The 13029-nt window shown below is 73.0% G+C and carries 14 protein-coding genes; 12 read left to right on the plus strand and 2 right to left on the minus strand.

The genetic code is table 11. The features are described from left to right. Positions 1-70 precede the first annotated feature (70 nt). From QRX50_RS41130 to QRX50_RS50145, 12 genes are all read left to right on the plus strand, one after another. Positions 71-820 carry a GntR family transcriptional regulator gene (locus QRX50_RS41130; RefSeq protein WP_285968482.1) on the plus strand — a complete coding sequence of 250 codons (750 nt, stop codon included), beginning with the start codon at positions 71-73 and terminating at the stop codon, positions 818-820. After that, positions 813-1247, plus strand: coding sequence for a phosphonate C-P lyase system protein PhnG (locus QRX50_RS41135; RefSeq protein WP_285968483.1), 435 nt, complete (start codon positions 813-815; stop codon positions 1245-1247). Before QRX50_RS41130 ends, QRX50_RS41135 begins: the two co-directional genes overlap by 8 nt. Continuing rightward, positions 1244-1840, plus strand: a complete 597-nt coding sequence (gene phnH / locus QRX50_RS41140; RefSeq protein WP_285968484.1) for a phosphonate C-P lyase system protein PhnH — start codon at positions 1244-1246, stop codon at positions 1838-1840. Before QRX50_RS41135 ends, phnH begins: the two co-directional genes overlap by 4 nt. Then, positions 1840-2955 carry a carbon-phosphorus lyase complex subunit PhnI gene (locus QRX50_RS41145; RefSeq protein ID WP_285968485.1) on the plus strand — a complete coding sequence of 372 codons (1116 nt, stop codon included), beginning with the start codon at positions 1840-1842 and terminating at the stop codon, positions 2953-2955. The genes phnH and QRX50_RS41145 overlap by 1 nt, the downstream gene beginning before the upstream one ends. Continuing rightward, positions 2955-4772: an alpha-D-ribose 1-methylphosphonate 5-phosphate C-P-lyase PhnJ gene (locus tag QRX50_RS41150; protein ID WP_285968486.1), complete on the plus strand. Its 1818-nt coding sequence runs from the start codon at positions 2955-2957 to the stop codon at positions 4770-4772. The genes QRX50_RS41145 and QRX50_RS41150 overlap by 1 nt, the downstream gene beginning before the upstream one ends. Positions 4773-4777: 5 nt before the next feature. Continuing rightward, on the plus strand, positions 4778-5515 hold the full coding sequence (locus tag QRX50_RS41155; RefSeq protein WP_285968487.1) for an ATP-binding cassette domain-containing protein: 738 nt from the start codon (positions 4778-4780) through the stop codon (positions 5513-5515). After that, positions 5512-6717: an alpha-D-ribose 1-methylphosphonate 5-triphosphate diphosphatase gene (locus tag QRX50_RS41160; protein ID WP_285968488.1), complete on the plus strand. Its 1206-nt coding sequence runs from the start codon at positions 5512-5514 to the stop codon at positions 6715-6717. Before QRX50_RS41155 ends, QRX50_RS41160 begins: the two co-directional genes overlap by 4 nt. Next, positions 6714-7535 carry an inositol monophosphatase family protein gene (locus tag QRX50_RS41165; protein ID WP_285968489.1) on the plus strand — a complete coding sequence of 274 codons (822 nt, stop codon included), beginning with the start codon at positions 6714-6716 and terminating at the stop codon, positions 7533-7535. Before QRX50_RS41160 ends, QRX50_RS41165 begins: the two co-directional genes overlap by 4 nt. After that, positions 7532-8068, plus strand: a complete 537-nt coding sequence (locus tag QRX50_RS41170) for an HD domain-containing protein (protein ID WP_285968490.1) — start codon at positions 7532-7534, stop codon at positions 8066-8068. The genes QRX50_RS41165 and QRX50_RS41170 overlap by 4 nt, the downstream gene beginning before the upstream one ends. A 171-nt stretch (positions 8069-8239) precedes the next feature. Then, positions 8240-9799, plus strand: a complete 1560-nt coding sequence (locus tag QRX50_RS41175) for a purple acid phosphatase family protein (RefSeq protein WP_285968491.1) — start codon at positions 8240-8242, stop codon at positions 9797-9799. A gap of 498 nt (positions 9800-10297) precedes the next feature. Beyond that, a complete protein-coding gene (locus QRX50_RS50140) occupies positions 10298-10705 on the plus strand; it encodes a cytochrome P450 family protein (RefSeq protein ID WP_353074051.1) in 408 nt (135 codons plus the stop codon). A gap of 51 nt (positions 10706-10756) precedes the next feature. Further along, the gene (locus QRX50_RS50145; protein WP_353074052.1) at positions 10757-11215 is read left to right on the plus strand and encodes a cytochrome P450; all 459 of its coding nucleotides are present in this window, start codon (positions 10757-10759) and stop codon (positions 11213-11215) included. Here the strand turns inward: QRX50_RS50145 and QRX50_RS41185 are convergent. After that, the gene (locus tag QRX50_RS41185) at positions 11212-11607 is read right to left on the minus strand and encodes a PPOX class F420-dependent oxidoreductase (protein ID WP_285968492.1); all 396 of its coding nucleotides are present in this window, start codon (positions 11605-11607) and stop codon (positions 11212-11214) included. The genes QRX50_RS50145 and QRX50_RS41185 overlap by 4 nt on opposite strands. A gap of 10 nt (positions 11608-11617) precedes the next feature. Beyond that, positions 11618-12862, minus strand: coding sequence for an MFS transporter (locus tag QRX50_RS41190; protein WP_285968493.1), 1245 nt, complete (start codon positions 12860-12862; stop codon positions 11618-11620). Positions 12863-13029: the final 167 nt, after the last annotated feature.

The raw sequence follows: 13029 nt of genomic DNA on the forward strand, positions 1-13029 counted from the left end.
CACCTTCGGGCGTGCGGACGTTGGCCACGGCGCAGTTGTCCGGACAAGCTCGGCGAGCACTGTGGGTGACATGACCTCGACGAGGTACCTCGACATCGCCGACCAGCTGGCCACCGAGCTGGTGGCCTGCGCACCCGGGACGCGGGTGGCGAGCGAGCCGGAGCTCGCCACCCGCTTCGGGGTCGGCCGGGCGGCCGCCCGCTCGGCCCTGCAGGAGCTGGAACGGCGGCTGCTCGTGCGCCGCGTGCAGGGTGCCGGCACGTTCGTGAGCCGGCGCATCGACTACGTGATCTCGCACAGCCGGCCACCCTCCTGGCACGCCACGGTGGCAGCGGCCGGTGCCACGCCGCGGTCGCAGATCAAGGACGTCGAGCGCGTCGCGGCCGGCGAGGCGGCCGCCCGGCAGCTGGAACGGCCGGTGGGCTCGCCCGTGCACCGGGTGATCCGCCACTTCTACATCGACGACCTGCTCGCCTCCTGGACCGAGGAGCTGATCCCGGTCGACGTGGCCCCGAACCTCGACCTCGCGCTGCACAGCGTGGAGTCGGTGGACCTGGTGCTGCGGCAGCTGGGCGGCGTGCAGCCGGTGCGCGCGTGGTTCCGGGCGAGTGTGGACATCCCGCCCGCCGAGGTGCTGCGCGGCCTGCAGATCGAGGCCAGGGTCCCGGTGTGGTGCATCGAAAGCGTCAACCGGGACGCCGAATCCGGCCGGGTTCTCATGACCAGCAGCGCGTGGACGCGCATGGACGCCGTCCGCGTGGTGGTGGAGCTGGAAGACCCGGCCTTCCCAGCGAAACACGAAGGAGAACAGGGTGACTGACCCCTTGGGCCGGGAGGAGCGCTGCGGCCTGCTGGCCGAAGCCGAACCCGGCGAACTTCGGGCGCTCGCCGATGCCTGCCTCGCCGACGGCGCCGACGTGCGGGTGCTGCTCGCGCCGGAGGTCGGCTGCGTGCAGACGCAGGTGCGTGAACCCGTCGCGGGCGAACGGTTCCTGCTCGGCGACGTGCTCGCGTGCCGCGCCGAGGTGGAGCTCGCCGGCCACCGCGGCTGGGCGATGCGCCTCGGCGACGACCGCGCGGCCGTGCTCGCCGCCGCGGTGCTCGACGCCGAGGTCGAGGCCGGCCGGGCCCGCGCGGCCGAAGTGGACGAGCTGTGCCGGGAGGTCGCGCGCCGCCTGGTCGAGCGGGAAGAACGCGAATGGGCCGAGCTGGCCCCGACCGTCGTCGAGTTCGAGGAGCTGACGTGATCGCCACGACCGCCACCACCACCGCGCCCGCCGCGGTCCTGCGCCCCGCGGAGTCGCAGCAGGTGTTCCGCACCGTACTGGAAGCGCTTTCCCGTCCGGGTGTGCCGCAGGATCTTCCGCAGGATCTGGTGCACAGCACGGATCCCGCGGTGCTCCCGGTGCTCGCACTGGCCGACCTCGGCACCGGCGTCTGCATGCTGGAGGAGAGCACGAAGTGGGCCGACGCCGCCGCGCTGGCGACGTCCGCGCCGATGCGGCCGCTCGAGCTCGCCCGCCTGGTCGCCGCCGTGCGCCCGGTGACCACGGCCGAGATCACGCGCCTGTGCCGCGGCACCGCCCCGGCCCCGGAGGACGCCGCGCTGGCCGCCCTCGCGGTGTCCGATGTGGACGGTGGAGACCGCCGCTGGCGGATCTCCGGGCCGGGTGTGCCCGGCGAACTGACCCTGGCCCCGCGCGGCCTGCCGGAGGGCTTCGTCGCCGCGCGCGCCGAGGCCGTGGCGGGCTACCCGGCGGGGATCGACGTGCTGCTGGTGACGGACGACGGCCGTGTCGTCGGCCTGCCGCGCACCACCACGATTTTCGAGGAGGACTGATGGGGTACTCGGGAGCCCGGGGCGGGCTCGAAGCCATCCTCGCGGCCGAAGACCTGGTGCGCCGCGCCCGCGACCACGCTCCGGTGGCGTGGGCCGACACCGAGCAGATCGTCGCGCGGTTCCGGCTCGCGGTCGACCGCGTGATGGGCGAGGCCGGCCTGTTCGACGAGGACACCGCCGCCGCCGCGTTCCGCCAGGCCGAAGGCGACCCGCTGGAGGCGTCGCACCTGCTGCGCGCCTACCGCTCCACGCTGCCGCGCCTGGCCGTGGGCGAGCCGGTGGACCCGGACGACATGCTGATCCTGCGCCGCATCGTGCCGGCGTTCCGCGAGCCGGACGGCCCGCAGCTGCTGGGCCGTACCACCGACTACACCGGGCGCCTGCTGGAGAAGCCCACCGCGCGGCCCGAGGCCGACGAGCACGTGGCGGGCACTCCGAAGCCGCGCACCGACGAGCAGCGCCGGCCGCGGCGGTTCCTCGACCTGCTGCGCGACCTCGGCCTCGCCGTGGACCACCGCGGCGAGGCCGAGGACGCCGAGCCGTTCGACCTCACGCGCAAGCCCGCCCGGCCGCCGGCCCCGCGCTCGGCCGCGCTGGCCGCCATGGCGCGCGCGGAGACCGGCGCGCTGGTTTCGCTGTGGTACCGCTCGATCCTCGGACCCGACGGCAATCTCCACGAGGTCACGCTCGGCGAGGTCCGCCACGGCCGGCTGCCGCTGCGGGTGAAGCACCCGCACACCGGAAACCCCGTGGCCGTCGGGAACTTCCGGGTGACCGAGGCCGAGGCCATCGAGGACCTCAACGGGGCCGAGGAGGACCGCAGCCGCTTCGACGTGGGCTACGGCCTGTGCTTCGGCCACAACGAGCGCAAGGCCATCGCGATGGCGAACCTCGACATCGCCAACCGCCGCTTCGGCAAGTCCGGCCCGCTCGAACAGCTGCTGCTGCTGACCACCGACGGGCTCGACTCCGGCGGTTTCCTGGAGCACCTCAAGCTCCCGCACTACGTCACGTTCCGCTCCATGGTGGAACGCAAGCGGGCTCTGCAGGCCGCGGCCGGCACCGGTGAAGGACCGGCGCCCCGGCAGTCCGAGCCGTTCGGAGGACAATGCTGATGAGCACGACCGCACAACTGCTCACCGACCTCGAGGCGGTCGCCGAACCGGCGGGCATCCTCGACGAGGGCGGCAAGCGCGAGGTCCGCCGCGCCGCGCTCACCGCGGTGTGCGTGCCCGGCTACCAGGTGCCCTTCGGCTCCCGCGAGATGCCGGTGGCCCGCGGCTGGGGCTCGGGCGGCCTGCAGGTGACCCTCGCCGTCGTCGGCACGACCGACACCGTGAAGGTGATCGACCAGGGTGACGACGCCGGCGTGAACGCCACCAACCTGCGCCGCATGATCGCCGCCACCACGGGCGCGACCGAGACGGCCGACACCCGCGAGGCCACGATCGTCCAAACGCGACACCGCGTGCCCGAGGAGGCGTTGGCGGAAGGCGACGTGCTCGTGTACCAGGTGCCCGTGCCGGAACCGTTGCGCGGCGTGGAGAAGTCCATGGCCGAGTGCGGCCGGATGCACGCCGAGGGCGACTACTCGGCGATGTGGGTGAGCCTGTACGAGGACATCGTCCGCAACGGCATGATCACCCGCACCACCGGCTACCCCGTGCTCGTCGGCGGCCGGTACGTGATGGCCACGACGCCGATCCCGCGCTGGGACGTGCCGCGGCTGCACCAGTCGCCGCACCTGAACCTCTTCGGCGCGGGCCGAGAGAAGCGCATCTACGCCGTGCCGCCGAACACCGACGTGACCCCGCTGACGTTCGACGACGTGCCCTTCGAGGTCGAGTACACGCCCGGCGCGGTGTGCAAGCTGTGCGGCCGCGACGACGCCTTCCTCGTCGCCGCGGGCACGAAGGGCGACTACGCCTGCAGCGACACCGAGTGGTGCGCCCGGGTGCGCGCCGGCGACGCTGACGTGACCGGCCACTACCACCGTGCGCCGCTGAACCTGCTGCCGGATCCGGGCCGACGCGCCCGCGCCGCGGTGACGGGCGAGCACCGGGAGATGCCGCGGCGCGAGATCGCCGCGGACGCACCCGAGTGGGCGCTGAAGGTCACCGGCATCGGCAAGGTCCACGGCGCGGGCGGCGCGGACGCCGTGCCCGGCACCGGACCCGAGCACGGCACGGCGGTCAGCCCCGCGACGGGCGCGATCGTGGCGGCCTGGGACGTGTCCTTCGACGTCGCACCGGGTGAGGCACTGGGCGTGATCGGCGAGTCGGGCTCGGGCAAGTCGACCGTGCTGGCGTGCGTGATCGGCGACGAGCGCGCCACCGCCGGTGAGGTCCGGCTGGCCACTGTGGACGGTGGCCGGACCGACCTGCTGACCCTGCCGGACGCGCAGCGGCGCGGCCTGCGCGTGGACTCGATGGCCGTGGTGCACCAGAACCCGGCCGACGGACTCGACCTGGGCGTGAGCGCGGGCGGCAACATCGCCGAGCGCCTCACGGCGGCGGGCTGGCGCGGTTACCACGACATCCGCCGGCGCGCGGCCGAGCTGCTCGACCGCGTGGAGGTTCCGCTGTCGCGGATGGACGATCCTGTGGGGACGTTCTCCGGCGGCATGCGCCAGCGCGTGCAGATCGCCAAGGCCCTGGCCACCGAACCGCCGGTGGTGCTGCTCGACGAGCCGACCACCGGGCTCGACGCTTCGGTGGCCGCGGGTGTGCTCGACCTGCTGCGCGGCCTGCTGTCCGAACGCGACATCGCGGCCGTGGTCGTGAGCCACGACTTCTCCGTGATCGACGCGCTCACCGACCGCACGATCGTGATGCAGCTCGGCCGCGTGGTCGAGCGCGGCCTGACCGACCAGCTCTTCCACGACCCCCACCACCCCTACACCCAGCGGCTCGTCGCCGCGGCCCGGAGGTGACCCCCGTGTCCCCCGTCCTGTCCTTGCGCGGCCTGCGCAAGTCGTTCACGCTGCACACGATCGACGGCCGCACCGTGCACTCGCTGCACGGCGTCGACCTCGACGTGCGCGCCGGCGAGCACGTGGCGCTCGCCGGGCCCAGCGGTGCCGGCAAGTCGTCGCTGCTGCGCTGCGTGAACCGCACCTACCTGCCCGACTCCGGTTCGGTGGGGCTGCGCACCGCCGACGGCACCGAGCTCGAACTGACGGAGCTGCCCGACCGCGCGATGGCGCGGGTGCGTGGCCGCGAATTCGGTTACGTGTCCCAGTTCCTGGCCGCTCCCCCGCGTACCGGGCCGCTCGAAGTCGTGGCCGCCACGGCCCGGCGGCGGGGGGTGGAACGCGCCGAGGCGCGTGAAGCCGCCGCCGAAGCGCTGAAGCGGCTCAACCTGGACGAGGCGCTGTGGGACGTCGACTGCTCGGTGCTCTCGGGTGGCGAACGGCAGCGCGTGAACCTCGCGGCGGGCACGGTTCGCCCGCCGCGGCTGCTGCTGCTCGACGAGCCGGTGTCCGCTTTGGACCCAGCCAACCGCGAATCCGCCCTGGAGCTCATCGCCTCGCTCACCGCGCGGGGCGTGGCCGTGCTGGCGGTGTTCCACGACCTCGACGCCATGCGGCGCCTGGCTTCCCGCGTCGTGCTGATGAGCGACGGCCGCATCGCTCGCGACGGCGCGCCTGAAGAAATCCTGGAGGAAGTGGCGTGACGATCGAAGTGTTCGAATCCCGAACCGATCAGTGGACGCTCGGCGCCCCGCCCGCGAGCTACGTGCTCGGGCACGTGCGCGCGGTGCTGCCGGACCGCGTGCTCGACGACGCGCTCGTGGCGGTGCGCGACGGCGTGGTCGCCGCCGTGGAGCCGCACGCGCCCGGTGTCGAGGCCGATGTGGACGGTCAGGGCCTGCTGTGCGTCCCCGGCCTGGTCGACGTGCACAGCGACGGGCTGGAGAAGGAACGCCTGCCGCGGCCCGGTGCCGAGCTGCCGATGGAGTTCGCGCTGCTGTCCTTCGAGGGCAAGCTGCGCGCGGCGGCCGTGACGACGGTGTTCCACGGCGCCGGGTTCGAGCAGAGCCACGGCCGGGGGCTGGCTCGCACGGTCGAGCGCGCCCACGACGTCTGTCACGCGGTGGACGAGCGCTCGGCGAACCTGGTGGACCACCGGATCCTCTACCGGCTCGACGTCCGCTCCCCCGAGGGTCTCCAGGCGTTGCAGGAGCGGCTCGCGAAGGCGCCCGACACCGGCGTCGCGCCGCTCGTGTCGCACGAGGACCACACGCCGGGCCAGGGCCAGTACGCCGACCGCAGCTACTACGAGCGTTACCTCATGGGCGTGCGCGGGCTGTCGGAGCAGGAAGCCGCGGACCACGTCACGAACCTGATCTCCGAGCGCGACGGCCGCGTCGGCGTGCGCGAGGACGCGATGGCGTGGCTCGGCGAGCAGGCCCGCGCGGGCCGGATCCGGCTGCTGGGCCACGATCCGGCGTCGGCCGGGGAGATCGGCGAGCTGGTGGAGCGCGGCGGCTCGGTCGCCGAGTTCCCCACCACCGTCGACGCGGCGCGGGCGGCCCGCGAGCACGGCCTGCCCGTGGTGATGGGCGCGCCGAACGTGCTGCGCGGCGGCTCGCACAACGGCAACGCGTCGGGCCGCGACCTCGTCGCGCTGGGCCTGGTGACGGCGCTCGCGTCGGACTACCTGCCCTCGGGCCTGCTCGCGGCGGCGTTCGCGCTCGCCGACGACGGTCTCGTGACCCTTCCCGAAGCGATCGGGCTCGTCACGAGCGGTCCCGCGGCCGTCGCGGGACTCGACGACCGCGGCCGGCTCGAGCCGGGCCGTCGCGCCGACCTCGCCCTCATCGCGGCGGGCCCGCGGTGGCCGGTCGTCCACACCACCCTGGTGAGCAACGCATGAGCTTCATCGGCTGGCCGGTGCCCGAACCCGTGATCCCCGAAGGCACGCACCCCGCCCTCGCCGACGCCACGCGCGCGGCCGTCGCCGCGTTCGCCGGGGCCCGGGCGAAGCACACCCGCGCGGATCTGGCGGAAAAGGTGCAGATGGGCGCCGACGGGACGCCGACGATGCGGCTGGACATCCTCGTCGACACCGCCGTCGCCGAGGTCGTCGACAAGCATCGCGTCAACCTGCTGAGCGAAGAGATCGGCGTGATCGACCACGGTTCGTCGGTGACGCTCGTGGTCGACCCGGTCGACGGCACCGCCAACGCGGCCGCCGGCGTGCCGCTCTCGGCCTTCGCCGGGGTCGTGGCCGTGGACGGGGTCGCGACCGAGGCCCTGACCTGCTGGCTCGACACCGGCCGCTGCTGGCACGCCGTCGCGGGGCAGCCGACGCCGTACCGCACCACGGGTCGCCGCGAGCTCGACGGCGCGGCCGTGAGCCTGCTGCGCCCGCACGGCTCCGACGACGCCGCGTGGTGGCGTGTGGCCAAGCGCGCCTCGCGCGTGCGGATCCTGTCCACCAGCTGCCTGGAGGCGGCCCTGGTCGCCGAGGGCTCCACCGACGCGTTCGCCGACGCGGGCTCCGACACCCACCGGATCATGGACCTCGCCGCGGCGATGGTCATGGTCCCCGCCGCAGGCGGCGCCGTGCTCGACGTGAACGGCCGCCCGCTCGAGATCGACCCCGACCTGACGCGCCGCTGGTCCGGGGTCGTCGCCGCGACCCGCGAGCTCGCGGAAGAGCTCGTGAGCACCCTGAAGGAGAAGCCGTGACCCTCACCCGAGAAGCGCTGGCCGAGCTCGTCGACGGTCTGGCGGGCCTGCCCTACGGCGGCGAGGCCGTGGACCAGCGCCTCCACGCGCTGCAGGCCGGCTGGTTCGCCGCGCAGCACGGCGGCGACGACGAACTCGTCCTCGCCGCGACGCTGCACGACATCGGCCGCGCCCGCGCGGTCCGCGAGGAGTGGCCGGGCCTGCCGCACGAGCTGTCCGGCGCCGAGTTCGCCCGCCGCCACCTCGGCGAGCGCGCCGCGTGGATCATCGCGCAGCACGTGCCGGCCAAGCGCTACCTCGTCGCCACCGACGCCGAGTACCACGACCACCTGTCCCCCGCGTCCGTCGCGTCGCTCAAGGTCCAGGGTGGCCCGATGACGGCCGAGGAGGTCACCGAGTTCGCGTCCCACCCGAACGCCGAGGAGGCCGTGCTCGTCCGCCGCTGGGACGACGACGCCAAGGACCCGCACGGCCCGGCACTGGCGACCGCCGACGTGCTCGCCGCGTACGACCGGTTCCTCGCGAGCCGCTGACACGGTTTCGCCGCCTATGCCCGAAAAGTTCCGGTGCGCGGGTGTCCTGATTGGACCGTCCGGCCCAGAGCGGACGCCCGCGCTCGGGACACTTCACGCGGCTGACAGGTCTCGTTCATCGCCGCGTCGGGCTGCGCGCCTAGGTTCTGCTGGCCGAAGCCGAGGAGGGTCATGTCCGAGACCAGCAAACACACCGTAAGCCGCCGGGGGGCTCTGGGCCTGCTGGGCGCGGGCGCCGCAGTGCCCCTGCTGGGCACCGGGGTGGCCGCGGCCGCGCCGCAGAGCGCGGCGTTCGTGCCGCAGGTCGGGTCCGGCACCACGCCGGTGCAGGGCCTGCACCTCACGTTCGGCCGGGACCCCGCGCGCCAGATGGTCGTCTCGTGGATCACCGAGGCCTCCGTGCGCAAGCCGCGCGTGCTGTACGGGACGCTCGACGGCGGGTTCGGCGCCGTGGCGCAGGCCGACACGCGAACCTACGTCGACGGCACGTCCGGCCGCACCGTTTGGGTCCACCACGCGATGCTCGACCGGCTGCGACCGGGCACCGAGTACATCTACGCCGCGCAGCACGACGGCGCGACGCCCGACGCGGCCACCTTCCGCACCGCCCCGAGCGGCCGCTCGGCCTTCACGTTCACGAGCTTCGGCGACCAGTCGGCGCCGCAGGTGACCTGGGACGCCAAGGGGGCCGTGGGCCTCGACGCGAACTCCACGCCGGCGACCAAGGACATCGTCACCGGCATCGAGACGGTCGCGCCGCTGTTCCACCTGCTCAACGGCGACCTCTGCTACGCGAACCTCGACGTCGACCGCGTGCGCACGTGGAACAACTTCTTCACCAACAACACCCGCTCCGCGCGCTACCGGCCGTGGATGCCCGCTGCGGGCAACCACGAGATCGAGAAGCTCAACGGCGAGATCGGCCTCGGCGCGTACCAGGCCTACTTCCAGCTGCCCTCCACCGAGACCGACCGCGAGCTGGCCGGCCTCTGGTACGGCTTCACCGTCGGCTCGGTGCGCGTGATCGTGCTGCAGAACGACGACAACGCCCTGCAGGACGGCGGCGACGTCTACATCAGCGGCTACTCCGGCGGCCGCCAGCTCGCGTGGCTGAAGAAGGAGCTGGCCGTGGCCCGGGCGTCGCACGACATCGACTGGATCGTCGTGGCGATGCACCAGGTCATGATCAGCACCTCGGACGCCAACGGCTCCGACCTCGGCCTGCGCGAGAAGTACGGGCCGCTGTTCGACCAGTACGGCGTGGACCTGGTGCTGTGCGGCCACGAGCACGACTACGAGCGTTCGCTGGCCGTGCACGGCGTGGTCTCCGGCAGCGAGACGCTCACGCCGAACCCGGTCTCGACGGCGACCGACAACATCGATGCCTCACACGGCACCGTGCACATGATCCTCGGCGGCGGCGGGGTCTCCGGCACGACCAACGGCAGCTTCTTCAAGGACGGCACGGGCAAGGTCATCACCGCCGTCTCCGCGAAGGCCGACCCGGCCACGGGCAAGCGCGTGTCGACCTACGTGAAGGAGCAGGCCGTGTGGAGCGCGGTCCGCGACGAGGAGCACCCCTACGGCTTCGCGTCCTTCACCGTGGACCCGGGCCGCCACCGCGGCGACACGACGACCATGCACGTGACCTACTACAACGTGAACAAGCCGCACGGCGAGCTCTCGGTGTTCGAGAAGTTCTCGCTGCACCGCCGCCGTTCCGACGGCTGAGCGGAATCTCCGAGGGCGGGGCGCCATCCGGGTGGGCCGGGATGGCGCCCTTTCCGCGTTCCGGAGCGCGCGTTCCCGGCCGGTCAACCCCTTTTCACGCGCTTCACGCGGAATGATCGTCCGTACCCCTTCCGGGGGGACGATTCGGGACGGTCGCGCGCTACGGTTCCCCAGGACCGGCGCCAGGACAACCGTCCTCTGTAGACACACCGGCCAGCGAGGAGCGCCCGCCGATGGACCACACCGCGACCCCCTTCGTGCTCGACCCCGCCGCTCGCGACGTGCATGGCGAAGGCGCGCGCCTGCGCGAACGCGGGCCGCTGACGCCGGTCGAGCTGCCGGGTGGTGTGCCGGCGTGGGCGGTCACGAGCCCCGCGGCGTTGAAACAGCTGCTCACCGACCGCGGGTGGCCAAGGACCCGCGGCGGCACTGGCCCGCCTACCGCGCCGGCGAGATCCCCGAAGACTGCCCCTGCACATCTGGGTTTCCGTGCAGAACATGTTCACCGCCTACGGCGGCGAGCACCGCCGGCTGCGCTCATTGGTGTCGCAGGCGTTCACGCCCCGGCGCATCGAGGGCATGCGGCCGCGGATCGAGGAGCTCACCGCGGACCTGCTCGACGACCTCGCCGCCGAGCCCGCGCACACCGACCTGCGCGAGAACTACTGCTACTCGCTGCCGATCGAGGTGATCTGCCGGCTCGTCGGCGTGCCGGAGGAGTCACGGCCGGGGTTGCGCGAGGGCGTGGCGGAGCTGTTCGCGACGTCGGCCACGGCCCAGGAGGCGACCGCCCACGTCGCGCGGCTGTACGAGCTGCTGGGCGAGCTCGTCGAGACCCGCCGGGCCGAACCCGGTGACGACCTGGCGGTTCCGCCCTCACGGACGAGGAACTGCTCGACTCGCTGATGCTCGTGATCACGGTCGGGCACGAGAACGGTCAACCTCCTCGACCAGTCCGTGACCGCGCTGCTCACGCACCCCGCGCAGCTGCGCCTCGTGCTTGACGGCGACCACGGCTGGTCCGACGTGATCGACGAAAGCCTGCGCTGGCAGTCGCCTGTCTCCCACCTGCCGCTGCGCGACGCCCTGGCCGACATCGACGTCGCCGGCACCACCATCCACGCCGGCGACCCGATCCTGGCGTCGTTCGGCCCGTCCGGACGCGACGAAGCGTGCCACGGGCCCGACGCCGGGGTTTTCGACGTGACGAGGGCGAACAAGTCGTCGCCGGCGTTCGGCCACGGCGTGCACTACTGCCTGGGCGCGCCGCTGGCTCGGATGGAGGCCGAAATCGCGCTGCCCGCGCTGTTCGGCCGCTTCCCGCAGTTGGCGCTGGCCGTGCCCGCCGAGGACCTGCGCCCGGTGGCTTCGTTCATCACCAACGGGCACGAGTCCTTGCCGTCGCGGCTGTTCTAGTGGCCCATCGAGCCGATGTGCTCCGCTTCGATGCGCAGCAGCAGCCGCACCTGGTCGCGGCCGCCGTACCACGCGTAGGGCTGCCCGGTGTAGCGGAGCGCGAGCTTGTCGATGTGCTCGGCCGCGCCCTCGGTGGTCGCCTCCAGCACACGCCCGCGGACGGTGAAGTAGCGGAACGGATGCGTGGCGTCCGCGATGTTCAGCGCCACCCGCGGGTCGCGCTCGATGTTGCGCACCTTGCGGAAGCCCTCGACCGTGTTCACGAGGATGTGCTTGCCGTCGGTGTCCACCCACGTCTGCGTCAGCTGGGGCGAGCCGTCGGGCATGGTCGTGGCGACGAAGCAGAGACTCGGCTGCTCCAGCAGCGCGACGAGCTCCTCAGGGAGATCCATAGGTCTCACGCTAGCCGCCGGCGGCGGGGGTGACCGAGTCAGGTTCGGCGCTGGTTTCCCGGGTTCCGGGGACCAGGAGCAACGGGACACTGAGGACACAAAGGACACCTGCGGCGGCGATCGCGACGCGGACGTCGGTGACGCTCGCGAGGACACCCGCGGCGACGATGAACAGCGGCCGGACCAGTCGGCCGCCGGCGGACCAGCCGGCGAGGACGCGCGCCATCATGTCCTCGCGCGTCAACGTCATGCGGTGGGCGCTGAACAGCGGGTTGAACACCCCGGCGCCGAGCAGCAGCAGGGTGTCGATCGCCAGGAACGCGAGCACGCCGCCGAGGCCGGCCGGGACGAACGGGATGGCCAGCACCCATGGCGTACGGGCGATCCCCGACCAGATCAGCACCCGGCGCGTACCGAAGCGGGCCGCCAGCCGGGGGGCGAGCCCGGCACCCAGGACGCCGCCCAGACAGGGCAGGCCGATGACGAGGCCGTACTGCCACGGCGCGAAACCCAGGTCCTCCAGCATGAACACGGTTTCCAGCGGCGAAATGGCGAGCACGGCGGAGCCGAAAAGCAGCGCGTTGGCGAACAGCAGCGCGAGTTCGCGGCTGCGCAGCACGTAGCGCCAGCCCTCGAGCAGGTCGCGGCCGACGTGCGCCGGCGTGGTGCGGGCGGGCGGCGGGGGCTCCGGGCCGCGCAGCGAGCGCACGCCGAGCGCGGAGGCGAGGTAGGAGACGGCGTCGATCAGCATCGTCACGGCCGGGCCGGTCAGCGAGACCAGCACGCCGCCGACGGGTGGCCCGGCGGAGTTCACCGTCCAGCTCGCGGCTTCGAACCGGCTGGCGGCTTCGGTGCGTTGACGGGCAGTGACCAGTGCCCGCAGGTGCGCCCCGCTGGCGGCGGTGAACGCGACGAGCGCGACCGTCTGCACAACCCCGACCACGTACAGCTGGGACAGCGACACCACGCCGAGCCCGATCGCCGCCGGCACGCTCGCGAGAGCGGCGAACCGCACGACATCGGCGGTGATCATGACCGGCCGTTTGCGGCGGAACTCCACGAACCCGCCGATCGGCAGGGAGATCAGCGCGCCGGCGAGGCCGGGGATCGCGGCGAGCAGTGACACCTCGGCCGCGGACGCGTGCAGGATCAGCACCGCCACGAGGGGCATCGCGCCGTAGCCGATGGCCGAGCCGGTCTCGCTCGCGACGAACGCCCACCACAGCCGTCGGAAATCCGCCCCCAGCCCCCGCATCCGGATGACGATACCGGGGCCGGGCCGTCGAAATGACCATCGGGGCAGCGGCACCGGTACTTTCGGACCCCGCTCTCAGCCCGCCCGGCACTTCCATCGCCGCTGGTGGAACGACATCCCGCACGACCAGGCCGGAAAGGTGACATTCGCAGCGACATCCGTCACCT

The organism is Amycolatopsis sp. 2-15 (assembly GCF_030285625.1).
Taxonomy (GTDB): Bacteria; Actinomycetota; Actinomycetes; order Mycobacteriales; family Pseudonocardiaceae; genus Amycolatopsis; species Amycolatopsis carbonis.